The sequence below is a fragment of the Guyparkeria halophila genome, from assembly GCF_034479635.1.
GTDB classification, from domain to species: domain Bacteria; phylum Pseudomonadota; class Gammaproteobacteria; order Halothiobacillales; family Halothiobacillaceae; genus Guyparkeria; species Guyparkeria halophila.
Genome location: NZ_CP140153.1, coordinates 1,546,118 through 1,570,821, shown reverse-complemented (window position 1 = coordinate 1,570,821; position 24,704 = coordinate 1,546,118). Strand labels below are relative to the sequence as shown.

Genomic DNA, 24,704 nt, shown 5'->3' with positions numbered 1-24,704 from the left:
AGACCTCATCAAAGAAAACCAACCACGACGAGACCATGAACGACGATCAATTGCTGCGCTACGGGCGCCACATCATGCTCGACGGCCTCGACTACGAGGGCCAGGAACGTCTGCTCGCCGCCCGGGTGCTGGTGGTCGGCCTGGGTGGGCTGGGCTCGCCGGTGGCAATGTATCTCGCCGCGAGCGGCTTGGGTGAACTGCATCTTGCCGACTTCGACCAGGTCGACCTGTCCAATCTGCAACGCCAGATCATCCATGACCAGGCGCGGGTGGGGCAGAGCAAGGTGACCTCCGCCAGCGCGCGCCTTGGCGAGATCAATCCCGGGGTCCGGTTGGTGCCGGTCGAGGCCCGGCTGGAAGGTGAGCGGCTGGACCGGGCGGTGGCCGCTGTCGATCTGGTGGTCGACTGCTCGGACAACTTCGAGTTGCGCTTTGCCCTGAACGCCGCCTGCGCCGAACGGCGCGTGCCGCTGGTGTCCGGTGCGGCGATCCAGTGGGCCGGGCAGGTGACGGTGTTCGACCATCGTGATCCGGACACACCCTGCTACCGCTGCCTGTATCGCGAGGAGGGCGAGGACGAGTTGCGCTGCGCCGAGACCGGCGTGCTCTCGCCACTGGTGGGCATGATCGGCAGCCTGCAGGCCGCCGAGGCGATCAAGGTGCTCGCCGGGGCGGGGCGCCCGCTGGTCGGTCGGCTGGCGCTGTTTGATCTCAAGGACGCCGAGTGGCGCACCGTCAAATATCGCCAGGACCCGGACTGCCCGGTGTGTGCCGCTCGCCGCGCCGATTGAGCCAGACGCGGTCCGGCGAGTTCGTCAGTCGTCGGATTCGGCCAGGGCGCATGCCACGTCGCGAATCAGCTGCGGGCCGTGGTAGATGAGCCCGGTGTAGACCTGCACCAGGTCGGCCCCGGCCTGGATCTTCTCCACTGCCGCTTCACCCGAGTCGATCCCCCCAACGCCGATGATCGGGAAGTCCTCGGGCAGGCGTTCGCGCAGGGCGGCGATCACCTCGGTCGAGCGTTCGCGCACCGGGCGACCGGAGAGCCCGCCGGCCTCGTCGGCCTGGGGCAGGCCGGAGACCAGGGGGCGGCCGGTGGTCGTGTTGGTGGCGATGACCGCGTCGATCCCGTGGGCGACCAGCGCGTCGACCAGTGCCGGGAATTCCTCGTCCTCGATGTCCGGGGCGATCTTGATGGCAAGCGGTACTTGACGTCCGCTGTCTTCGCGCAGGCGCTCGCGCTCCTCGACCAGACCCGCGAGCAGCGCGGTGAAGGCCTCGCCGCCCTGCAGGTTGCGCAGGTTGGCGGTGTTGGGTGAGGAGATGTTGATGGTGACGTAGTCGGCCTGGTCATACACCGCGGCCAGCCCGGCACGATAGTCGTCGATCGCCGCCTCGATCGGGGTGTCGAAGTTCTTGCCCAGGTTGATGCCCAGCGGCACGCTGCGCGGCGCGGCGGCGATATTTGCCAGCGCCGACTCGATGCCGTCGTTGTTGAAGCCCATCCGGTTGATCAGTGCCTCGGCATCCGCCAATCGAAACAGGCGCGGTGCGGGATTGCCCGGCTGGGCGCGCGGGGTCAGCGTGCCCACCTCGAGAAAGCCGAATCCAAGACAGGACAGGCCGGTGATGTGCGCGGCGTTCTTGTCCAGACCGGCTGCCAGGCCGACCCGGTTGGGGAATTCCAGGCCCATGACGGTGATCGGGTCTGCCGAGACCCCGCGACGCTGCATCCCGCACCACGGCGTGCGGGCCGCCAGATCGAGCAGGGTCAGTGTGACGCGGTGGGCCGTCTCCGGGTCGAGGCGGAAGAGCAGGGGACGGACTAGGGGATAGAGGTTCATCGCTGGTCGTCGGTTGCGGTGGAGACGTCTGACGCGCGTGACGCCGCGGCAGGCTGAACGCCATGGTAACGCGAATCACACACCTCGTTGCCGGGGTTGCCCGGGTCGCTTATCCTTAGGCCGCCCCGCACCAATGCCAACTCCTGCCGGTTGCGCCTTGAGCCAGGCACCTGCGGCGTTGTCGTCCAAGGACAAGAGAGAAAATGGCTCTTCCGCGGTGGGGGATCACCTTGCATCTGCCCCGGCTCACGGCACACAGAGCGGTCTAGCGTTCGTGCGGACCTCCCCCGCCACATACGGAGAAAGAAGATGGAACAGCGAGGCATGGATGCCCGGATGGAGCAATCACCGACAAACGAGGTCGTGCCGAATGGCTACGGCGGTTTCTGGAAACGGCTGCTGGCCTACCTGGTCGACTGGTTGGTCCTGGTGGTCATCGTGGTCGTGGTCGCCGTGCTCGGCGCCATACTGCTGGTCGCCGGCGGTGCGTCGGAGGGCTGGGCGGGTCCGTTCGGCAACGTGGTGGGCCTGATCGGCGGATGGTTCTACTACGCGTTTTTCGAAAGCTCGGCGTGGCAGGCCACGCCGGGCAAGCGGCTGCTTGGCATGAAGGTGGTCGACCGGCAGGGCGCGCAAATCGGATTCTGGCGAGCGACCGGCCGGCATTTCGGCAAGATTCTCTCCGCGTTCATATTGTTGATCGGTTTTCTCATGATCGCGTTCACGCGTCGGAAGCAGGGATTGCACGACATCATGGCGAGTTGCCTAGTCGTCAATCGGCCACCGCCGCCGGACAAGCGTTACCTTGCTTGATGGCGGCTGGTCAGGCGGGGCGCCACTGATACAATCACCGTCCGACCGCCGGGTCGGACGTCTCGACAAATCACACCGCCGCCGGAATGCCCATGACCACCCAGCCCGATTCATCCGCCCAACGGCCCTCTGCCTGGCTGGATTCGCGTGGGGTCCATCTATCCGTGCTCGCCGTCGCGATAGCTATCGGCTACGTCTGGGGCATTGGCAGCCTGCCGCTGTTCGATCTCGACGAGGGCGCGTTTACCGGCGCGACCTGGGCGATGTTCGAGCGCGGCGACTTCCTGACGCCGTACCTCAACGAGGAGCCGCGTTTCGCCAAGCCGGTACTGATCTACTGGCTGCAGGCCGCGCCCGTCGGGCTGTTCGGGTTTACCGAGTGGGCCTTCCGCCTGCCGTCGGTGCTCGCCTCGGCGGCGTGGGTCGGGCTGATCTACGTCTTTGCCGATCGCTATCTCGGCGCGCGGCCGGCGTTTTTCGCCGGCTTGATCGCGGCCACCTCGCTGATGACCACCGTGGTCGGCAAGGCGGCGATTTCCGATGCCGTCCTGCTCTTGTTCCTGACCGGCGCGGTGTTCGCCACCTTCAATCACTGGGCGACCGGCGAGCGTCGTTGGGTGCGCTGGGCCTATTTGGCGATGGGGCTGGGCTTTCTCACCAAGGGGCCGGTGGCGGTGGTCATCCCGGCGGCGGCCAGTTTCGCCTTCTACCTGGTCACGGCGCGCGGGCGTGACTGGTGGCGGGCTGTGCTCGACTGGCAGGGGATCGTGATCTTCCTGGCCGTGGCACTGCCCTGGTACGTGGCCGTCTGGATCGAACACGGCCAGCATTTCATCGACGAGTTCTTCCTCAAGAACAACGTCAGCCGTTTCGACGAGCCGATGGAGGGGCATTCCGGGGGGCTGTGGTATTACCCGCTGGTCACCCTGATCGCCCTGTTGCCGTTCACCGGCGCGGTGCTGACCGCGTTGCGCTACCTGCCCAGCGACTGGCAGGGCGCCTACGGCAAGCCGGCCTCGTTGCCGCTGGCGTTGCGGCGGTTTGGCTGGATCTGGTTTGGCCTGACGCTTTTGCTGTTCTCGTTTTCCGGCACCAAGCTGCCGCATTACCTCAACTACGGCCTGGTGGGCCTGATGCTGGTGATGGCCTCCCACCTGCCGCACATCCGCAATCGCTGGTTGCACCTGGTGCCGCCGGCGCTGTTCCTGCTGTTCGTGCTGCTGTTGCCCTGGCTGATCGAGGTGAATTTCGACCAGATCAAGCCGTCCTACGTGCAGGACATGCTGGCCGAGCGTGATCGATTCTTCGGGATGTCGTGGTACCTGATCGTCGGCGGCACGTTGCTGCTGGTGATGGCCGCCGGTTTCGCGCGACAGTGGTCGCTGCCCAAGGTGATGATCCCGGTCGCCCTGTCCTGTTCACTGGTGGTCAATGCGCTGGTACTCAACGCCGTCGGCCAGATGCAGCAGGGGCCGGTACGCGACGCGGGGATGATGGCGCGTGACCTGCCGGGGCCGCTGGTCATGCGGGACATGAACGTGCCGAGCTTCGGTGTCTACGCCCAACAGGTGGTCGAGCGGCGCGAGGTGCGCGAAGGGGATCTGTTATTGACCCGCAGCGAACGCGCCGAGCGCACGCCGGGGGAGGTGCTGTACGCGAAGGGCGGCTACGTCCTGATGCGGGTCGGAGCCAGCAACTGACACCGCGCTCCCGCCACAATGCGCGGCGCCCGACGGCCAATCGTTAATGCGCTACCATGACCTAAGGTGAAGGCCATGGAAGCGCTATCGACGGACCGTTCAGACCCACGATGACAGGCCCGGCGTCACTCGACGCGGCCTGTTGGTTAGAGAGGTAGAGGTATGCAGGATTTTCTCAAGAATCGACGCCGTTTCATGACCGCCATGGCCGGTGTCGGCGCCGTATTCGGCCTGGGCCGCGCGCATGCCCAGGACGGCGGCGGTGACGAGGAGTTGTTCTTCCCGGGTGACGAGCCGGCGCACAAGGTCATCTACCAGCTCAATCACGGCGACGTGGAGTACCAGACCCACGTGCTCAACTCGATGAACGCCATGATCGGCAAGTACGGCGGCAACGTGAAGATCGCCGTGGCCTGCTTCGCCAAGGGCATCCACATCCTTGCCAAGGAACCCATGCGCGAAGTGGACGAGGAGATCTACGCCCGCGTCGAGGGGTTCGCCAAGAACTACGACGTCGAGTGGATTGCCTGTGGCAACACCATGGATACCGTCGGCTACAGCGCGGATGACATCCGGGATTTCGCCCGCATCGAACAGGTCGGAGCCGCGGCCCTGATGGAATACCAGGAAGACGGCTACGCCTACATCGCCTGGTAACGATGTCGAAAACCACGCGAACTACCGATTGAAACCCATTGATCCCACTAAGGATTGTCTGTGGATGAACTGATTATTCGCCAGCCGGACGACTGGCACCTGCACCTGCGCGACGGTGCCATGCTCGACGCGGTCGCCGGCTTGTCGGCCCGACAGTGCGCTCGGGCGATCATCATGCCCAACCTGGTGCCGCCGGTGACCAGCGTGGCCGAGGCCCGGGCCTACCGGGATCGCATCCTGGCCGCCGTGGGGCCGGACCGTGATTTCCAGCCCTTGATGACGCTCTATCTCACCGACCGCACCACGGCCAACGAGATCGAGCAGGCCGCGGCCGATCCGCACATCCACGCCGTGAAGCTCTACCCGGCCGGGGCGACCACCAATTCCGAGAACGGGGTGACCGATCCGCTGGCGATCGAGTCGGTGCTTGCAGCGCTCGAGCGCACCGGGCTGCCGCTGTGCGTGCACGGCGAGGTGGTCGATCCGGCGGTGGACATCTTCGATCGTGAGGCGGTGTTCATCGAGCGGGTGCTCGCGCCCATGCTCGAGCGCTACCCGAACCTGCGGGTGGTGATGGAGCACATCACCACCGCCCAGGCGGTCGCCTTCGTGCGCTCCCAGGGCGAACGCCTCGGGGCGACCATCACCGCGCATCACCTGATGTTCAACCGCAATGCCATGCTGGCCGGCGGGATTCGCCCGCACTACTACTGCCTGCCGATCCTCAAGCGCGAGAAGCACCGCGAGGCACTGCTGGAAGCGGCGGTGGACCCGTCGGGCAAGTTCTTCATGGGTACCGACAGCGCCCCGCACCCCAAGGGCGCCAAGGAATCCGCCTGCGGTTGCGCGGGGGCGTTCACCGCCCCGGTGGCCACCGAGCTCTACGCCCAGGTGTTCGACCAGCTGGGTGCGCTCGACCGCCTGGAAGCCTTCACCAGTCTCAACGGTCCGCGCTTCTACGGCTTGCCGGCCAACGAGCGCCGCCTGCGGCTGGAGCGAAAGGTCCAGGTCGTGCCGGCGCCGTTCGACTGCGGCGGTGACGTGGTGGTGCCGTTCTTGAGCGGCGAGACGATCGAGTGGACGGCCTCGCTTGTCGATGACTGATCCCACGAGCACCCCTGACCCCGTTGTTCAGCCACCTCTCGACTGGTCGGGATCGCCGGGCTCGGCGCGCCCGCGCCTGTCGGGTCCGCCGTTGTGGCAGGCGGCGATCAAGCAGACGCCCGAATCGTTCCGGGTCGACGAGGACCTGGGCTTTGCACCCAGCGGGGCCGGCAATCACTGGTTGTTGCGGCTGGAAAAGCGCGAGATGACCACCGGCGCGCTGGTCGACTGGATGGCGAAGGTGACGGGCACACGGGCCCGCGACATCGGCTTTTCCGGTCTCAAGGACCGTCAGGCGATCACCACCCAGTGGCTGAGCATCCCGCACGAGTCCTTCGACCCCGAGGCATTCGAGCGCGCCTGCCAGGAGGCGGGTGTCGGCCTGCTCGAGATCGATCGCCACGACCGCAAGCTGCGTCGCGGCACCCATCGTGGCAACCGGTTTCGCTTGCAGCTCGACCACGTCGAGTCCGTCGACGCGGACACGGACGGCGATCTGTCGGCCTATCTCGCGCAACGCGCCCCGGGCCTGGCATCGCGTGGCATGGCCAACTACTTCGGCGAACAGCGCTACGGTCGCCAGTTCGGCAACCTGCGCGGGTTGGTCGAGTGGGGCCAGGGCATCCGGACCGGACGCCCCAAGCGCCAGGCCCGCAACTGGCTGCTTTCCACCCTGCGCTCGTCGATCTTCGATCACGTGCTCGCCGAGCGCCTCATGGCCGGCACCGTTGACCGCGTCGAACCCGGTGATCTCTTGCAGCTGGCCGGTTCGCGCAGTCGGTTCCTGGCCGAGCCCGACGAGCTCGATGCCCTGCAGGCGCGCCTCGAACAGGGGGATGTCACCCCCACCGGGCCACTGTGGGGCGAGGGGCTGTCCCAGGCCGAAGGCGCGGTCGCCGAGCGTGAGACGGCCCTGGCCGACGAAATGCTGACGCGCTTCGGTGAGGAGATCTGGCGGCGTTGGCTCGCCGACTGGCGGGTTGCCGCCGACCGCCGCCCCCTGGCGGTCCGGGTGCCCGATCTCGACTATCGCGTCGAGGGCGATCGGGTCGAACTGGCCTTTTCCCTGCCGCCCGGCAGCTACGCCACCGAGCTGGTGGCCGAACTGTTTGCCGCCAAGGTGACGCCATGGTGACGAAGTAACGGCGCGGCGGCGTGGCGCTGCCGGCAGCATCTCGCGGCCCGCCCGACTAGGCTCTCTGCAGTCCGACACGTGAGGAGAGTTTCCGATGGTTGAATCGATCGCGGTCCTGATGGGGTCCATCGTTCTGGTGGCGCTGACGGCCCTGACCGGCGGCATCTTTCGTCCCGATGGCTGGTATCGATCCCTGGCCAAGCCCGGCTGGACGCCGCCGGACAAGGTCTTTCCCATCGCCTGGGCGCTGCTCTATCTGCTGATGGCCATCGCCGCCTGGCGCGTGTTCATGGCCGACGAGTCGACCGCTCGCACCGCCGGCCTGATCCTCTATGGGCTGCAACTCGTGTTCAACGCCGCCTGGTCGTGGTTGTTCTTCGGTCGCCGGCGCATCGTGGCGGGATTGGTGGACATCCTGCTGCTGTGGATGGTGCTCAGTCTCACCGTCGTGTTGTTCGCCCAGGTCAGCAGCCTTGCCGCCGCACTCCTGATTCCCTACTGGTTCTGGGTGGCCTTCGCCGCGCTGCTCAACGCGCGCATCTGGAAGCTCAATCCGTTCGAGTCATCACCGCGTCACGGCTGACCATCAGCCTGTTCATTGGTCGTGCATTGGTCGTCTCGCGACGCCCGACGGGCAGAATTGGGTAGAATCCCGGCTTTGACGTCCACAGTGGCACCCATCGGCCACCAACGGGGCTATCAACGGGGCCACACCCGGGAGCGACCATGTCCGAGCACAACCTGCCGCCCGATTCGTCGGAGGCGCACGACGAGGAAGACCTCGGCCCGAGCAAGTCCCAGGTCAAGCGCGAGGCGCATGCCGCCCAGGACCTGGGCGTCAGCCTGGCCGAACTGGATGCCGATGCCCTGGATCGCCTGCCGATCACCGACCGGCTGCGCGATGGCATCGAGAAGCTCAAGGCGACGCGCTCGCGCGGGGCGGCCAAGCGCCAGCGTCAGTACATCGGTCGCCTGATGCGCGAAGAGGATGTCGAGGCCATCGAGGTAGCGCTTAACCGGCTCGATCCGAATTCGCCGGAAAACCAGCGCCGGCAGATGCAGGCCGAGGCCTGGCGGGATGCGCTGATCGAGGATCTGGCGGCAATCACCCGGTTCGTGGACAGCTACCCGGCCGTGGACGTCCAGCACTTGCGTCAATTGCAACGCGGCGCCCGGGCGGAATCCGCGCGCGAGGAATACGGCAAGGCCAGCCGGGCATTGTTTCTCGAGGTGCGTGCCGTGATCGAGGCCGCCGGCGAGATGAACGAACAAGGAATGAACGACGAATGAAGGTCACGATTTTTGGCACCGGCTACGTCGGCCTGGTCACCGGCGCCTGTCTCGCCGAGGTGGGTCACGAGGTCACCTGCGTCGATGTCGACCCCGACAAGATCGCGCGCCTGAACGACGGCGTGATCCCGATCTACGAGCCCGGTCTCGAGCCGATCGTACGCGAGAACCACGACCAGGGCCGGTTGCACTTCACCACCGACGCGGCCGAGGGCGTGGCCTTCGGTGAACTGCAATTCATTGCCGTCGGCACGCCGCCGGACGAGGACGGTTCGGCCGACCTTCAATACGTGCGCGCCGTGGCGGCCACCATCGCCGAGCACATGGACGCGCCCAAGATCATCATCGACAAGTCGACCGTGCCCGTAGGTACCGGTGACCAGGTGCGCGAGGTGGTTGCCGAGACACTGGCACGCCGCGGGGTGGATTTCGCCTTCGATGTCGTCTCCAACCCGGAATTCCTCAAGGAGGGGGCGGCGGTCAACGACTTCATGAAGCCCGACCGCATCATCGTCGGCACCAGCGACCCGCACAGCGAGGCGGTGATGCGCGAGCTCTACGCGCCCTTCAACCGCAATCACGACCGCGTGATCGTGATGGACCTGCGCTCGGCCGAGCTGACCAAGTACGCCGCCAACGCCATGCTGGCGACCAAGATCAGCTTCATGAACGAGCTGGCCAGCCTGGCCGAGCGCCTCGGGGCGGATATCGAGCACGTTCGCCTCGGGATCGGCTCGGACCCGCGCATCGGTTACCACTTCATCTACCCGGGCTGCGGCTATGGCGGCTCGTGCTTTCCCAAGGACGTGCAGGCCCTCTCGCGGATCGCCCATTCGGTCGACCATGAGCCGCTGCTGCTCGATGCGGTCGAGGCGGTCAACCGCCGCCAGAAACACCGCCCGTTCGAGATGCTGGTCGCCCATTACGGCAGCGTCGAGGCGCTGGCCGGCAAGACCTTCGCCCTGTGGGGGCTGGCCTTCAAACCCAACACCGACGACATGCGCGAGGCGCCGTCACGCACGCTGATGGAGTCGCTGTGGGCCGCCGGTGCACGCGTGCAGGCCTTCGACCCGGAGGCGATGGAGGAAACCCAGCGCATCTACGGCCACCGTGACGACCTCTCCCTGGTCGGCACCCGCGATGCCGCCCTCAAGGGCGCGGATGCCCTGGTGATCTGCACCGAGTGGAAGGCCTTCCGCGCGCCGGACTTCGATCTGATGCGCGAATCGCTGGCCGAACCGCTGATCATCGATGGGCGCAATCTCTACGATCCCGAACGGCTCAAGGCGGCCGGTTGGCACTACTACGGCATCGGTCGCGGCGAGACGGTGCGCGGCGACACCTAGCCGTTCATCCGCCTGCAGGGATGACAAACGCGGCCTAGACTCCGGTTGGATTCAAACAAGAACCAAGGGAGGCGTGTCATGAAACAGTCAGCCTGGATGATCGGGGCGACCTTGCTCGCGGCCGCCGGCGTGGCCGGCGCCGAGGAAATGAAGGTCAAGGTCACGCCGGAGCTCGAATCCGTCACCGTGATGCACGAAGACGAAAAGGTCGAGATCAAGCGGAACCAGGATCCCGACAACCGCATCGCCGAGGACTACCAACAGACGAGTCGGGAATGCCCACCGTTCTGCGTGCAGCCCATCCAGCTGCTGCCGGGGGTGCACACGATTGGCGAGATCGAGCTGCTCAACATGCTCGCCGATCGGGCCATGGAGAAAGACGAGTTCCTGCTGATCGATTCGCGCACCCCGGACTGGTTCAACAAGGGCACCATTCCCAGCGCGGTCAATATCCCCTGGACCAAGCTCTATCCGGGGTCGTCCACCTTCGATCCGTTCGTGGCCGAGACATTGCTGCTCGACGAATTCGGCGTGAAGAAGGACGGCGGTCTGTTCGATTTTCGCCAGGCCAAGAAGCTGGTGCTGTTCTGCAATGGCCCCTGGTGCGGTCAGTCGCCCACCAATATCAAGGCGCTGGTGGCGCTGGGCTACCCGGCCGACAAGATCTACTGGTACCGGGGCGGCATGCAGCTGTGGCACACCCTGGGCCTGACGACGGTGGATCCTTCCTGACCCGTCTTTCCCATCCTCGTCCGCCATATGACGACCGGCCAGGTGCCGGTCGTTTTTCGTTTCGATAGGCCGTTGATAGCCAACGATGAAAAATATATGGGTGGGAAGATAAAAAACCGGCGCGGATGTGGCCTTTTGCCTCGATTTTGGATAGCTTGTGCCCAACGGCCATGACAAGTGACGACGCCGACAGAATGCGGCGTGCTTGACGGTGGGAACGGCGGGATCGAGTCGCCACAACGGAATGATCAGCACACGACGCAGCACATGCAACGACGCCGCTTTCTGATGTTCGCCCCGCTGGCCGGCGCCGCGCTCGCGGGAGGGTGCCTCACACCCGACCAGTCCATCCGCGTTGCCTACCATCCCTGGATTGGCTACGAGACGCTGATGCTCGCCTCGCAGTTCGACTGGTTGCCGGCGACGGTCTCGCTTACCCGGCTGGGGTCGGCGAGCCTGTCGCTTGAAGCCTTGCAGCGGGGCGAGATCGATGCGGCCACCCTGACCCTCGACGAGGTGATTCGCGCACGACGTGCTGGTCTCGATCTCGTGGTGGTGCTGGTATTCGATGTCTCCTCGGGGGGCGACGTATTGCTGGTGGGCGAGGGCATTGATTCGCTCGCCGACCTGGCCGGCAAGCGCATCGCGGTCGAGGTGGACGGGGTCGGCGAGACGTTGCTGGATCGCGTGCTCGCCCGGGCCGAACTCGACTGGGATGACGTCACCATTGTCGATCGCCCCGCTACCCAGCACCTGAACGCCTGGCGGGGTGGCGAAGTGGATGCGGTGGTGACCTACGAGCCGACCGCCTCGCAGTTGCAGACCGCGGGCGCCGAACGGTTGATCGACAGTCGCGACTTTCCCGACCTGATCTTCGACGTGCTCGCCGTCCGTCGCGACCGCATCGGTCAGGTCGACCAGGTGCTGACCGACCTGATCCGTGCGCATTTCCGCGGGCTGCATCACCTGCGCACGAATCGTCAGGATGCCGTCTACCGAATCGCGGACGCCCAGCAAATCGACGAGCGAACCGTCACCTGGTCGATCGCCGGGGTTCTTCTGCCGGGGCTCGAGGCCAACCGCCGTTACCTGTCGCGAAACTCGCGGCTGTTTGATGCCATACGCTCCCTCCATTCACGGCTGTCCAACGGTGAGCCGCCGCCTTCAATGGCCGCCATCGACCACTGGGTGACGGCCGACTACCTGCCGCGCGAGGAGACCCCGTGAGGCGGCGCCTGCCAATCGCCTGGTCGCTGCTTGCGTTGCTCCTCTGGACCGGCGGGGCACAGGCGCTGATGTCCGAGAACGAGGTGCTGGTGGGCGTATTCGGCATGCGCCCGGCACCCATCATGGAGCAGCGTTTCCAACCCCTGGTCGACTACCTCAACGACAACATCTCGGGCGTGACCTTCCGCCTCAAGGTGCTGCCGCCCGATCAGCTCGACCATGCTATCCGGCGCAATCAGGTCGACCTGCTGCTGACCAACCCGACCCATTACGTGATGGTTCGGTCGGAGAACACGCTCTCCGGGGTGTTGGCCACCCTGGTCGCGCGTCATCAGGGCACCACCACCCGCAGCCTCGGGGGCGTGATCATCACGCGCAAGGGCGAGACCGGGATCGAGGCGCTCAAGGACCTCGCGGGAAAGACGATCGCCGCGCCGGGTACCGAATTCCTGGGGGGATACCGTGCCCCGCTGTACGAGGTATTCGATGCCGGCGTGGACCTGCGCGAGACGGCAAGCTTTCGTTTCGTCGGCACCCACGACGCGGTAATCGAGGCGGTGTTGACCGGCAAGGTCGACGTCGGTTTTATCCGGACCGGCGTGCTCGAGAACCTGCGCGGGCTGGGGGCGTCGCATATCGACAACCTGCGGGTGGTCAATCCGCAGTCGGTGGGCAGCTATCCGTTCGCGGTCTCCACCCGGCTGTACCCCGAATGGCCCATGGTGACCATGCAGCACATGGGCGCCGACCTGGAACGCCGGATCGGGGCGGCGCTGTTCTCGCTCGATACCAGTGATCCGGCCTCGATGCTCGCGGGGATCGCCGGTTTCGGCCCGCCGGGCGACTACGCGCCGGTCGAGGAGCTCAGCCGTCGTCTCGGCCTGCCGCCGTTCGACACCCCGCCCGAGATCACGTTGACCGATATCTGGACGCAGCACCGCGTCCTCATCATGGTGCTGGGTGTGTCGGTCCTCCTGATCGCCGGGTTGTCGCTTGCGCTGCTGTTGCGCCACCTGGCCGTGCGGCGGAGTGAGGAGCGGTTTCGGCGTTTCTTTGAAGACAATGCGTCGGTACTCCTGCTGCTCGACTTCGAGAAGGGCGAGATCCTGGACGCCAATGACGCCGCGGCGGCATTTTATGGCTGGTCACGCGAGGAGTTGATCGGCCAGCCCGTTGACCGGCTCTGGGCTCACCGTTGCCAGCAGTTCGACGAGTTCAGCAACGGCGGCGTGGCCGGCGGCCAATGTCACCTGCACACGCATCGCCTGCGTTCCGGCGAGGAGCGTCGGGTCGAGGTGCACGTCACGCCCATGAACGACCATCCCCAGGGCGGGCGCATGTTCGTGATCGTCCACGACATCACCGAGCGCGAACGGGCCGAGGAGGCCCTCAATCGGGAACGGGAGCGATTGCGCAACGTGATCGAGGGGACCAATGTCGGCACCTGGGAATGGAACATCCAGACCGGCGAGACCGTCTTCAACCCCCGCTGGGCGGAAATGGTCGGCTACGAGTTGCATGAACTCGAACCGACCACCATCGATACCTGGAAGCACTTTGCCCACCCCGACGACCTGTTGCATTCAGAGCGCTCGCTGGAGGCATGCTTCAGTCGGGAAAGGGATTATTACGAGGTCGAGGTGCGCATGCAGCATCGCGATGGCCACTGGATCTGGGTGCTCGACCGTGGCCGTATCCTCGAATGGACCAGCGACGGAAAACCGCTGCGCATGTGGGGCACGCACCAGGACATCACGGCCCGCAAGCAGATGGAACAGGACCTCCAGCTGGCCGCCTCGGTGTTCGTCCATGCCCGCGAGGCCATCCTGATCACCGATCTCGAGGCGCGCATCATCGACGTCAATGCCGCCTTTACCGAGATGACCGGCTGGCGCCGTGACGAGGTGATCGGTCACACACCGAAATTCCTGCAGTCGGGCCACCACGACGGCGAGTTCTATCGGCACATGCGGGCACGCCTGCGTTCGGCGGGCTACTGGAGCGGCGAGCTGTGGAATCGCCACAAGAACGGCGAGCTGTTTGCCGAGCGCCTGACCATCAGCCTGGTGCACGACGCCGAGGGGCGGCCCCGCAATTACATCGCCTTGGCCTCCGACATCACCGATATCAAGAAATACCAGAAGGAGCTGGAGCATCGGGCCAACCACGATGCCCTGACCGGGTTGCCCAACCGGGTGCTGATGGCCGACCGGCTGCGCCAGGCCATGGCCACGGTACGTCGCAACCACGGCACCCTGGCGCTGGCCTTCCTCGATCTCGATGGTTTCAAGACCGTCAACGACGAGCACGGCCATGACATGGGCGACAAGCTCCTGGTCGAGGTGGCCAAGGACCTGGGCGCCCAACTACGCGAGACGGACACGCTCGCGCGCATCAGCGGTGACGAGTTCGTGATGATTCTGGGTGGGCTGGAGCGCGAAACGGATGCCGAGCCGATCATTGCCCGCCTGGTCGAGAAGGCGGCCCGTGAACGTCACATCGACGGGGAATCGATCCAGGTCACGGCGAGCATCGGCTACACCTTCTACCCGCAGGCAAGCGAGCTCGACGACGAGATGTTGCTCAAGCAGGCCGACGAGGCCATGTACCAGGCCAAGGCAAGCGGGCGGAATCGCGCCTGCCGCTACGCACCGGTCGACAGCGAAAGCGCGTAGTCGAAGGCGCGGCCCTCACGGTCAACGACGGGCCGCCTTTCCGGTCTCGGCCCGGTCAAGGGCCGAGGTGGCTCTGGCGGTCCCGCCCGGTGTCAGTTCGCCTTCGGTGACGCGTCCGCGTCTGGCGCCTCGCTGTGCTCGCCAAGCCCGGTGCGCGGCGGCTCATCCGGCCCGAGCACCGTGTCCGGGGCAGAGGGGTGGACCTCCTCGGCGGCGGCACGCTCGGCCTCGCGTTCGGATTCACGCAACAGCAGATTCTCGATCCGCTGGCGAATCACGCGCTCTTTTTCCTCGCGTTGCCAGAACTCCTGGGTCAGGTCGCGGTGCAGGGCGAAGGCCATCAGCACCATCAGCAGCATGAAGGGGAAGGCGGCGACGATCGACACCGTGCGCAGCCCCTCGAGCCCGCCGCTCAACAGCAGCACCACCGCCATCGACAGCTGCAGCATGCCCCAGAGCACGCGCACGAAGCGCGTCGGGTTGAGCACGCCCTTGGAAGTGAACATGCCCAGCACGAAGGTGGCCGAATCCGCCGAGGTGATCACGAACACGCTCACCAGCGTGATCGCGAGCAGCCCCGCGTAGGTGCCCCAGGGCAGTTGCTCGAGCGTGGTGTAGAGCCCGGCGGGCACCTCGCGGGCCACCGCATCGGCAATGCCGGCGGCCTCGTAGAGCTCCATGTAAATCGCGCTGCCGCCGAAGGCGGCGAACCACAGCATGCTCAGGCCCACCGGCACGACCATCACGCCCAGCACGAACTCCCGGATCGTTCGCCCGCGCGAGATCCGCGCGATGAACGAACCGACGAACGGCGCCCAGGAAAGCCCCCACGCCCAGTAGAACATCGTCCACTGCTCGACCCAGTGTTCGCTGGAGTAGGGCGTGGTCACGAGACTCATCTGCACGATATTGCCCAGGTACTCGCCCATCGTCTGGGTGAACTCCTGGAAGATGAACGCCGTCGGCCCGAACAGGATCACGTAGGTGAACAGGGCGATCGCCAGGATCATGTTCAGATTCGAGAGATAGCGAATGCCGTGCTTGAGCGGCGTCATCGCCGAGAGCGTGAACAGCACGCCCAGCCCGGCAATGATCAGCATCTGCGTCGAGGTGCCGTACTCGATCCCCTCGAAGCGCGCGATGCCGCTGTTGATCTGCAGGGCACCCAGGCCCAGCGTGGTGGCCACCCCGAAGATGGTCGACACCACCGCCAGCGTGTCGATGGCCACGCCCCAGCCGCTATCGACGCGGCTGCCCAGCATGGGGCGGAAGGTCTCGGAAATCAGGCCGCGCGCATTGTGGCGAAAGCGGATGTAGGCGATCGCGAGCCCCACCAGTGCGAAGTTCGCCCACTGGTGCAGCCCCCAGTGGAAGAAGGCATAGCGCATGCCCGTCTGTGCCGCGTCCACCGAGCGTGGCTCGGCGATTCCCAGCGGTGGCTCGTTGAAGTGCATCATCGGCTCGGCCACGCCCCAGAAGACCAGGCCCACGCCCATGCCGCCGGAGAAGATCATGGCAAGCCAGCTCTTGAAGCTGAACTCCGGCGGCTCGTCGTCCGGTCCCAGCCGGATGTTGCCGAACTTCGACAGTCCCAGGAACAGGATGAAGATCACGAACCCGCTGGTCGCCAGCAGGTACATCCAGCCCATCTTGTTCGCGGTGTAATCCAGCACCTGGTTGGCGACCCGCTCGACGTCGGCGGGGTAGAGCGCGGCCACCGTGACGAACACGGCGATGATCATCACCGAGAGATAGAAGACCGTGCCGACGTCGCCCAGCAGGCGGCCGTAGAGGAGTTGGAACTTGTTCATGGGGCCTGTCCGTGACGGCGGATGGGTTCGTCGAGACTGATCGTCACCTTAGCGGATTTGGGCGGTTGGGGCAGGGCGGGCGATCAATCGACGGTATCGTCGGCCCGACGGAGACCGGGCCAACCCGCTCACCCCGGCAACCGTAGGAGCGCCTTCAGGCGCGAAATCCGCTGCATCCCCGCACGCTCACCAACCCCACTGTGGAAGCTTGCCCCGCAAGCGAAACGCGCCGACGGCGTGTGTCCCGCTTTGAGGCTGAGGGTGTGGGCCAATTGAGTGGGAGTGGGACGGTTTCGGGCGTTTGTTGCGTTTGGCAATTTCGTCTGTAACTCATCGCCAACGCCCGAGGCACTTTCTATTGCTTGTCCAATAGAAAGTGCCCAAAGACAAGGACACCCCGGCGCCTTGGCCCTTCGGGCTTCCCTCGTCACCGCCGGGTTGCGGACGGGTCGGTTCGACGCGACCTCCTGTCGCGTAGAACCTCTGGTCGGCGGTCCTGCTCCGCTACCGCTACGCGTTCACCGGGCTGCAGCGTGCCACTGGCACGCCGTTCCCGATTCACCCATGCCGCTCCGACCCTGCAACCCAGCGGCGACGAGGCAAGGCGCAGGGGCCCCGGGTGTGCCGGCCGAGGCATGTTTGCCGGGAAATGTATTGAGTTGCCAATCCGGGAACAGGACAGCCGCTTTCGCGGCCAGGGGTCGCCCCCACAGAGCCCCGCGTAGGTTGGACTTCAGTCCAACGTCGCCCGATAGGGCGACTGTTCATCCGTATGGATTGTTGGGCTAAAGCCCAACCTACAAAGATGTGGCACGGAGTCATCAGCCACGAGAGCCCCTTCGCCCTTGCCGAGCGGCCGGGGTGCCGCAGGGTCGGCGCAACATGGGTGAATCGGGACCGGCGTGCCAGTGGCACGCCGCATGCCCGATGAACGCGGAGCGCAAGCGTAGCTGGACCGTTGCGCCGAGGTTCGCCGCGACAGGACGTCGCGTCGAACCGACCCGTCCGCGTCAGCCCGGCCGGGAGGGAAGCCCGCAGGGCCAAGGCGAGGGGTGCCGTTCTCTTTGGGTACTTTCTCTTGGGCAAGCAAGAGAAAGTGCGCTCGCGCGCGTGGCACCGTGAGGTGAGTAGCATGCGTGCGAAATTTCAGAAGCGATTTAAATACTTCTGACCCCTTTATCCTTGGTTTATCAGCTATTTGAACCTTACGGGGTCGTATTCTCGGATACCGGATTTCCGGATTCATCGACATATCGAAAACGTGGTGGGATCAGGCGAACCCAGCTGACTCCGAGTGCGCCCGGATGTTCTTCGACTAACAGCGGGTAGCCGGAGCGAACGGCGTTGAATAGCGATGTGCCGACCTCCAATTGCGTGTCCCCCTGCGATTCGTGCCATGGGGCCAGATGGAGGTAGTAGCTTGTGCTCCGGTGGCCGTGAGATATCTCTTTTTTTAGTACCTCGACGACATGCCGTTCGCCCGATGAGGAGTCGAACGCCATATTGGCTTCGCGCAGGACCGAGTAGCTGGTCAGCCCCGCGCCGAGGATGCCGGTGAGAACCACTTCAATCAGTACGACGTGAGTGCGTGTGGTCCGACCCATCCAGGCAAACGTGAACACCACGAGTGCGGCAAATACCGCGATGGCGGTAACAAACGCCATCTCGACCAGGGGCCAGATCTCGAGCGGCGCTGGAATGGGGAAGAGTATCTGGCGGGAAAAAAATAGGAATCCGCCTAGAAAGAGGGCAACGCAAATGCTCCCGATCAGAGCGGCCTTTTTGTTCACTTGATCCTCGACACCCCGTGCGGTTTCCGGTATCTCCTGCTCCATTGCCTCGGAAAGCTCGCGCAGATCCGGCACGAAGGTGTCGGCCAGCACCATGGGGGGTGACCCTTTCTTCCGCTTCTTGGCGACGACTTCGATCCACAATTGACCGCGACGCACGACGAATTGTCGGAACCGGACCCCGTTGGGTTCGCACGAATCCGCGAGGCGTAGCATGAGCGCCTGTGTTTTGGGGCTTGTCTGCATGGCCCGGCAGACAGGGGCTGCGTCCGTAACCAGATGGAGGGTGCGGTCGAACTTCGGGTTATCGCTGCGGCAGGCGACCGAGATGCCCAGTGCACTGAAAAGGCGATCCCACCAGCGCTTGCGCTTCACGCGCAAGTGGATGTCGGGTGCTTTCTCGTAGCCAAGCCGCTCGATGGTTTTACGACTGGGTCGGGCAGCAAAGGAGTACAGCGTGCCTTCCGGTGGCGTCTGAAACGGCTCGCGCTTGCGTTGGCGCCTGGAGAGAAGGGGTTTGGCTTTCCAGCGGTCGTCGCGCCTTAGGCGATAGAAGTACACGGTCAGACCGATCAGCGCGATGACGCCAGCGAGCAGCATCCACATGGGACGTTCTCCTTGTCCTGTTTTTCGTCCTTGAAGGCGAGATCAGTGTCGATTACGTCCTGTGTAGCCGTCTGATCCCGCGTAGAAGCATGCCGGTAAGCAGTATGTCGGCGCAAGCGCCACCTATGGGGTGTCGCTGGGGGAGCCGGATGCCTTCGGGGGGAGGTGGTTCGGGTTTCGGGCGTTTGTTGGGTTTGGCAACTTCGTTTGTAACGCGTTGCCAACGCCCGAGGCCCTTTCTATTGCTTGTCCAATAGAAAGGGCCCAAAGACAAGGACACCCCGCTGCCTTGGCCCTTCGGGCTTCCCTCGTCAGCGCTGGCTTGCTGTAGGGCTCGGTTCGACGCGACCTCCTGTCGCGGCGAACCTCGGCGCCACGTCCATGTGGCGCCGACCCGGCAAGCCAGCGATGACGAGGGAAGGCACAGGGGCCCCGGGGATTGCTAACCGAACCTTCCTAGGTGAAGAACGGCCTTTGTTGCCGACCTGAACGCAGGACAGCCGCACTGCGGCTTTCGCGAGCGGGGCTCGCTCCCACAACCACCAGATCCCCCGTGGGAGCGAGCCCCGCTCGCGAAACGCGCCAAGAGCGCGTGCCCAACCCAAAGCAGCACCAATCAAGTTGTTCTTGGCACCGAATTACCAGACTCGTCGATCCCCTTCGCCCTTGCCGAGCGGCCGGGGTGCCGCAGGGTCAGCGCCACATGGACGTGGCGCTGAGGTTCGCCGCGACACGACGTCGCGTCGAACCGACCCGTCCGCGGCACCTCGGACGGGAGGGAAGCCCGCAGGGCCAAGGCGAGGGGTGCCGTTCTCTTTGGGCACTTTCTCTTGGGCAAGCAAGAGAAAGTGCCTCGCGCGCTTGGCATGGTGGCATAGAGATGAACGCTCTATTTCTGGAGCGTGCGAAACTTTACCTAAGCGCGAATTCTTCTGCTCCGATTTGATTTAAATTAAAACAAGTCCTCGAGTTCAAGATCGCTTTCAATGGTGTCCCTTAAATCACCGCAAATTCCGTCCAAGCCGGGAAAGATACTGGAGTATGATATGCCAAGAACGCTAAGTTCTTTTCGAAGTCTTATTTTGTGTCCGGCGGGAATCTTTATACCTTTCTGCTCGGATCCTACTAATTCTCGGTTAGGAGTCGCTGAGCATACAAAACAACCAGCCTGTCCAACAATTCGTTCTGTGATGTGAGGAGGGTGATATGCAAAAGGGAACTCTATGTCAAAAAGCCCATCGTTGGGTACACTCGCTTCTGAACGTTTGTATTTGGCTATTATGACTTCTCCATCTGCCTCTATTGTTGGGTCTGAGGCAAAATATATAGCTATAAGAGGGTTTAGCGTGTAGTCCAGCAGACGTGTCGGGCACCCATGATGTTGCATCAAGCAAAGCCAATCGATATCCGATTTTGGCGTAACTGAAAGAGAAGCAATACTTCTATTTTTAAACTCTTCTAATATGGCTTTTTCTTTATCGAGCACCTTCTCCCAGTCGCCACTAAAGCTTCGTCCAATGGATGGGATTGCTTGCCATGAGGAATCTGCATGTCCTCTAAATATAGTGGTGGGTCCGCGATCGAAGTTCCTAAGCAAATCGGGAAGTAAGTTCATAAATATGCCCTAATGTGCGCTGTCAAAAAGCTGGCCGTGCGTGTTAGTCAACCAGAAGTGGAAATTAAGACGCCCCGCTGGCTTTGCTAGCGGGGCGTTTTCTCACATCTTCAAGCTGCCGGCCGAGCTCTTACCAGGTCAGCGCACCCCCAGTCTGATAATCCGTAACCCGAGTCTCAAAGAAGTTCTTCTCCTTCTTCAGATCGACCACTTCGCTCATCCACGGGAACGGGTTGGTAGCCCCCGGGTAGAGCTCGGCCAGGCCGATCTGGCTGCAGCGGCGGTTGGTGATGAAGTGCATGTACTCCTCGCACATCTCGGCGTTCAGGCCGAGCAGGCCGTTGGGGATGGTGTCGCGGGCGTAGTCGATTTCGAGTTCGCAGGCCTCGCGCAGCATCTCGTGGACTTCGTGCTGGAAGGCCTCGCCCCACAGTTCCGGGTTCTCGATCTTGATCTGGTTGATCAGGTCGATGCCGAAGTTCAGGTGGATGGACTCGTCGCGCATGATGTACTGGTACTGCTCGGCGATGCCGGTCATCTTGTTGCGACGGCCCAGCGACAGGATCTGCGCAAACCCGGTGTAGAACCACATGCCCTCGAAGACCACGTAGAAGGCGACCAGGTCACGCAGGAAGTTCTGCGCGCCTTCCTGCGTGGAGGTGTTGAAGGTGCCTTCGGACAGGTCCTGGGTGTATTTCAGTGCCCAGGAGTCCTTGGCGGTGATCGACGGCACCTCGCGGTACATGTTGAACAGCTCGCCCTCGGCCAGACCGAGGCTGTCGACGATGTACTGGAAGGTGTGGGTGTGCACCGCTTCCTCGAACGCCTGTCGCAGCAGGTACTGGCGGCACTCGGGGTTGGTAACCTGCTCGTAGACGGCAAGCACGATGTTGTTGGCGACCAGGGACTCCGCGGTGGCGAAAAAGCCGAGGTTGCGCATCACCATGTTGCGCTCGTCCTGGGTCAGGCCGTCCTTGGATTTCCACAGGGCCAGATCCGCCTGCATGGAAACCTCGGTGGGCATCCAGTGGTTGTTGCAGCCGGCGAGGTACTTCTCCCAGGCCCACTGGTATTTCAGCGGCAGCAGCTGGTTGACGTCGGCAGTGGCGTTGATGATGCGCTTTTCCGAGACGTCGACGCGACCGGCGTTGGCCTCGATGCCACCCAGACCGGTCTGGTCGGCGCCCTCGGCCAGCGACGGGTCGAAGTGATGCTCCTGACCATCGTCGTAGGCGGCGGGCATCACGCTGGCCGCGTCGTGCGACGGCTGCGGCTGGCCGGCCGGTTGCGGGTTGTCGTCACCTTTCTTGAGCGGATCATTCCAATCGAGCATGTCTTTCTCCTTTTTCTCCGGTGGGTCACCGGGCCGGGCAGGGCGGCTGCCCGGCGCTATTCACAATTAATCGGGGTACGCCTTGCGGGGCTCGCCTTGAGCGCCGACCTTGATCGCCGGTCTTACTGGCAGGCCTCGCACTCGGGATCGTCGATGGAACAGGCCTGCGGGCCGGCGGCGGCCTGCGGGTCGGCGGACACGCCGCGCAGCTTGCCGTCGAGCTTGTTCATCGTGGTCTTCTCGATCCGCGTCTTGGAGGCGGCACGCAGGTAGTAGGTGGTCTTGAGGCCACGTACCCAGGCGAGCTTGTACATGTTGTCGATCTTCGGACCCGAGGGCTCGGCCATGTACAGGTTCAGGGACTGGGCCTGATCGATCCACTTCTGGCGGCGCGAACCGGCCTCGATCAGCCAGCGCGGGTCGATCTCGAAGGCGGTGGCGTAGAGCTGCTTGAGCTCGTCCGGCACGCGGTCGATCGCCTGCACCGAGCCGTCGAAGTACTTGAGATCGTTGACCATGACCTCGTCCCACAGGCCGAGATCCTTGAGATCGCGGACCAGGTACGGGTTGACCACGGTGAACTCGCCCGAGAGGTTCGACTTGACGAACAGGTTCTCGAAGGTCGGCTCGATCGACTGCGACACGCCGCAGATGTTCGAGATGGTGGCCGTCGGCGCGATCGCCATGGTGTTGGAGTTGCGCATGCCCTGTTTCTTGATCTTCTTGCGCAGGGCGTTCCAGTCCAGGGTCTGATCCGTGTTCATGTCGAGGTACTCGCCACGCGATTCGGCCAGCAGCTCGATCGAGTCGATCGGCAGGATGCCGCGGCTCCACAGCGAGCCCTCGTAGCTCGCGTAACGACCCCGCTCGGCGGCCAGATCACTGGAGGCGGAGATGGTGTGGTAGCTGACCGTCTCCATGGAGCGGTCGGCGAACTCGACCGCCGCATCCGAGCCGTAGGCGATCTTCTGCTTGTAGAGCGCATCCTGGAAACCCATGATCCCCAGGCCCACCGGGCGGTGGCGCAGGTTGGAATTGCGCGCCTGCGGCACCGAGTAGTAGTTGTACTCGATCACGTTGTCGAGCATGCGCATCGCCGTCTTGATGGTGCGCTGGACCTTCTCCTCGTCGATGCCGTTCTCGGTGGTGTGCTGCGCCAGGTTGACCGAGCCCAGGTTGCACACGGCGATCTCGGAGTCGTTGGTGTGCAGGGTGATCTCGGTGCAGAGGTTGGAGCTGTGTACCACGCCGGCGTGCTGGTTGGTGTAACGCAGGTTGCAGGGGTCCTTGAAGGTGACCCACGGGTGACCGGTCTCGAACAGCATCGAGAGCATGCGGCGCCACAGATTGACCGCCGGAATCTTGCGGAAGTTCTTGATCTCGCCCCGTTCGGCCTTCTCCTCGTAGGCGGTGTAGGCCTTCTCGAAGGCGGTGCCGGAGAGATCGTGCAGGTCGGGGCACTCGGCCGGCGAGAACAGCGTCCAGTCGGCTTCCTCGGCGACCCGCTTCATGAACAGGTCCGGCACCCAGTTGGCGGTGTTCATGTCGTGGGTGCGGCGACGGTCATCACCGGTGTTCTTGCGCAGGTCGAGGAATTCCTCGATGTCCAGGTGCCAGGTTTCCAGGTAGGCGCAGACCGCGCCCTTGCGCTTGCCGCCCTGGTTGACCGCCACGGCGGTGTCGTTGGCCACCTTGAGGAACGGCACGACGCCCTGGGACTTGCCGTTGGTGCCCTTGATGTGGCTGCCCAGCGCCCGGACGCGGGTCCAGTCGTTGCCCAGACCGCCGGCGAACTTGGAGAGCAGGGCGTTGTCGCGGATCGAGCCGTAGATGCCGTCGAGGTGGTCCGGCACGGTGGTCAGGTAGCAGGAAGACAGCTGCGGGCGCAGGGTGCCGGAGTTGAACAGCGTCGGGGTCGAGGACATGAAGTCGAACGACGACAGCAGGCGGTAGAATTCGACGGCGCGCTCCTCGCGGTCGATCTCGTTTATCGCCAGGCCCATGGCGACGCGCATGAAGAACGCCTGCGGCAGCTCGAAGCGCACGTCGTCCTGGTGCAGGAAGTAACGGTCGTAGAGCGTCTGCAGGCCCAGATAGGTGAACTGCAGGTCACGCTCGTGATCCAGTGCCTGGCCGAGGCGATCGAGGTCGTACTGCTGCAGGGTCGGGTCGAGCAGCTCATGCTCGACGCCCACCTTGATGTATTCCTTGAAGTAGGCCGGGTAGATGGATGCCATCTCGGACTGGGTGCAGGCGGTCACCGGGTTGTGCACGAAACGCAGCGCCTCGGTGCGCATGGAGTCGAGCAGCAGGCGGGCGGCAACCTGGGAGTAGGCCGGGTCGATCTCGATCAGGGTGCGCGCGCTCATCACCAGCGCGGTGCTGACCTCGTGCTCGGCGACGCCGTCGTAGAGGTTGCGGATGGTCTCGTCGACGATGCGCTGGTTATCGACGCTCTCCAAACCGGCGCAGGCCTCGTCGACCAGGCGCGACAGGCGAACGGTGTCCAGCGGCTCGGTGGTGCCGTCGTAGCGGGTCACGTTGAGGCTGGTCTGCGGCGCGGCCTCGGCCTGCTCGTCCATCTCGGCGGCACGCTTCTGCGCCTGGCTCTCGCGGTAGAGGACGTAGGCACGGGCAACCTTGTGGTGGCCTTCGCGCATCAGCGCCAGCTCGACCTGGTCCTGGATGTCCTCGATGTGGACGGTGCCGCCGCCCGGCAGGCGACGCTTGAGCGCCTGGTCGATCAGCGAGACCAGCGACTCGACCGATTCGTGCACACGCGAGGAGGCCGCCGCACCGCCGCCCTCGACGGCGAGGAAGGCCTTGGTCATGGCGACCTTGATCTTGGACGGATCATAGGCGGTCAGCTTGCCGTTGCGTCGAATCACGCGTACCTGGCCCGGAGCGGCCACGGCACTCTCGATGCTGCTGGCCGCGCCGCCGGCGTTCTCGTGGTAGGCCTGGGTCGGGGTTTCTACTGTTTGACTGGTGCTCATGCCGCTGGTCCGTCCTCTGTGTTCTGGTTC

General features: G+C 64.3%; 18 protein-coding genes. 12 read left to right on the top strand and 6 right to left on the bottom strand.

Going from position 1 to position 24,704, the window contains the following annotated elements; all coding sequences use genetic code 11:
• The first annotated feature begins 35 nt into the window (after positions 1 to 35).
• A complete protein-coding gene (locus SR882_RS07120) occupies positions 36 to 791 on the top strand; it encodes a HesA/MoeB/ThiF family protein (RefSeq protein WP_322520563.1) in 756 nt (251 codons plus the stop codon).
• A gap of 24 nt (positions 792 to 815) precedes the next feature.
• On the opposite strand, the gene SR882_RS07115 is transcribed toward SR882_RS07120, so the two are convergent.
• Positions 816 to 1,844, bottom strand: a complete 1,029-nt coding sequence (locus tag SR882_RS07115) for a quinone-dependent dihydroorotate dehydrogenase (RefSeq protein WP_322520562.1) — start codon at positions 1,842 to 1,844, stop codon at positions 816 to 818.
• A 309-nt stretch (positions 1,845 to 2,153) separates the two neighbouring features.
• Here SR882_RS07115 and SR882_RS07110 point away from each other — a divergent pair, with 309 nt between their 5' ends.
• The 11 genes from SR882_RS07110 to SR882_RS07060 all read left to right on the top strand — a co-directional run bounded on the left by SR882_RS07110 (position 2,154) and on the right by SR882_RS07060 (position 14,523).
• A complete protein-coding gene (locus SR882_RS07110) occupies positions 2,154 to 2,657 on the top strand; it encodes an RDD family protein (RefSeq protein ID WP_322520561.1) in 504 nt (167 codons plus the stop codon).
• A gap of 92 nt (positions 2,658 to 2,749) precedes the next feature.
• Entirely contained in the window at positions 2,750 to 4,357 is a 1,608-nt protein-coding gene (locus SR882_RS07105; RefSeq protein ID WP_322520560.1) for an ArnT family glycosyltransferase, read from the top strand.
• Between the two features lie 162 nt (positions 4,358 to 4,519).
• The gene (locus SR882_RS07100) at positions 4,520 to 5,014 is read left to right on the top strand and encodes a DsrE family protein (protein WP_322520559.1); all 495 of its coding nucleotides are present in this window, start codon (positions 4,520 to 4,522) and stop codon (positions 5,012 to 5,014) included.
• Positions 5,015 to 5,074: 60 nt separating this feature from the next.
• Positions 5,075 to 6,118: a dihydroorotase gene (gene pyrC / locus SR882_RS07095; RefSeq protein ID WP_322520558.1), complete on the top strand. Its 1,044-nt coding sequence runs from the start codon at positions 5,075 to 5,077 to the stop codon at positions 6,116 to 6,118.
• Positions 6,111 to 7,253: a tRNA pseudouridine(13) synthase TruD gene (gene truD / locus SR882_RS07090; protein ID WP_322520557.1), complete on the top strand. Its 1,143-nt coding sequence runs from the start codon at positions 6,111 to 6,113 to the stop codon at positions 7,251 to 7,253. The genes pyrC and truD overlap by 8 nt, the downstream gene beginning before the upstream one ends.
• Before the next feature lie 94 nt (positions 7,254 to 7,347).
• Positions 7,348 to 7,836 carry a TspO/MBR family protein gene (locus SR882_RS07085; protein WP_322520556.1) on the top strand — a complete coding sequence of 163 codons (489 nt, stop codon included), beginning with the start codon at positions 7,348 to 7,350 and terminating at the stop codon, positions 7,834 to 7,836.
• A gap of 143 nt (positions 7,837 to 7,979) precedes the next feature.
• Positions 7,980 to 8,543, top strand: a complete 564-nt coding sequence (yjgA, locus tag SR882_RS07080; RefSeq protein WP_322520555.1) for a ribosome biogenesis factor YjgA — start codon at positions 7,980 to 7,982, stop codon at positions 8,541 to 8,543.
• Complete coding sequence (locus tag SR882_RS07075; protein WP_322520554.1) at positions 8,540 to 9,889, top strand: UDP-glucose dehydrogenase family protein; 1,350 nt, start codon at positions 8,540 to 8,542, stop codon at positions 9,887 to 9,889. The genes yjgA and SR882_RS07075 overlap by 4 nt, the downstream gene beginning before the upstream one ends.
• A gap of 78 nt (positions 9,890 to 9,967) precedes the next feature.
• Entirely contained in the window at positions 9,968 to 10,621 is a 654-nt protein-coding gene (locus tag SR882_RS07070; protein WP_322520553.1) for a rhodanese-like domain-containing protein, read from the top strand.
• 267 nt (positions 10,622 to 10,888) lie between these two features.
• Positions 10,889 to 11,848 (top strand): ABC transporter substrate-binding protein, encoded by a 960-nt coding sequence (locus SR882_RS07065; RefSeq protein ID WP_322520552.1) that lies wholly within the window; start codon positions 10,889 to 10,891, stop codon positions 11,846 to 11,848.
• Positions 11,845 to 14,523 (top strand): PAS domain S-box protein, encoded by a 2,679-nt coding sequence (locus SR882_RS07060; RefSeq protein ID WP_322520551.1) that lies wholly within the window; start codon positions 11,845 to 11,847, stop codon positions 14,521 to 14,523. The genes SR882_RS07065 and SR882_RS07060 overlap by 4 nt, the downstream gene beginning before the upstream one ends.
• Before the next feature lie 92 nt (positions 14,524 to 14,615).
• Here SR882_RS07060 and SR882_RS07055 read toward each other — a convergent pair whose 3' ends face one another.
• The 5 genes from SR882_RS07055 to SR882_RS07035 form a co-directional block, all read right to left on the bottom strand.
• The gene (locus SR882_RS07055) at positions 14,616 to 16,334 is read right to left on the bottom strand and encodes a BCCT family transporter (RefSeq protein WP_322520550.1); all 1,719 of its coding nucleotides are present in this window, start codon (positions 16,332 to 16,334) and stop codon (positions 14,616 to 14,618) included.
• Between the two features lie 1,205 nt (positions 16,335 to 17,539).
• Positions 17,540 to 18,730: a hypothetical protein gene (locus SR882_RS07050; protein WP_322520549.1), complete on the bottom strand. Its 1,191-nt coding sequence runs from the start codon at positions 18,728 to 18,730 to the stop codon at positions 17,540 to 17,542.
• Between the two features lie 952 nt (positions 18,731 to 19,682).
• Positions 19,683 to 20,345: an FRG domain-containing protein gene (locus tag SR882_RS07045; protein WP_322520548.1), complete on the bottom strand. Its 663-nt coding sequence runs from the start codon at positions 20,343 to 20,345 to the stop codon at positions 19,683 to 19,685.
• Positions 20,346 to 20,475: 130 nt separating this feature from the next.
• On the bottom strand, positions 20,476 to 21,678 hold the full coding sequence (locus tag SR882_RS07040; RefSeq protein ID WP_322520547.1) for a ribonucleotide-diphosphate reductase subunit beta: 1,203 nt from the start codon (positions 21,676 to 21,678) through the stop codon (positions 20,476 to 20,478).
• A gap of 122 nt (positions 21,679 to 21,800) precedes the next feature.
• Positions 21,801 to 24,674: a ribonucleoside-diphosphate reductase subunit alpha gene (locus tag SR882_RS07035; protein WP_322520546.1), complete on the bottom strand. Its 2,874-nt coding sequence runs from the start codon at positions 24,672 to 24,674 to the stop codon at positions 21,801 to 21,803.
• Between the last annotated feature and the right edge of the window lie 30 nt (positions 24,675 to 24,704).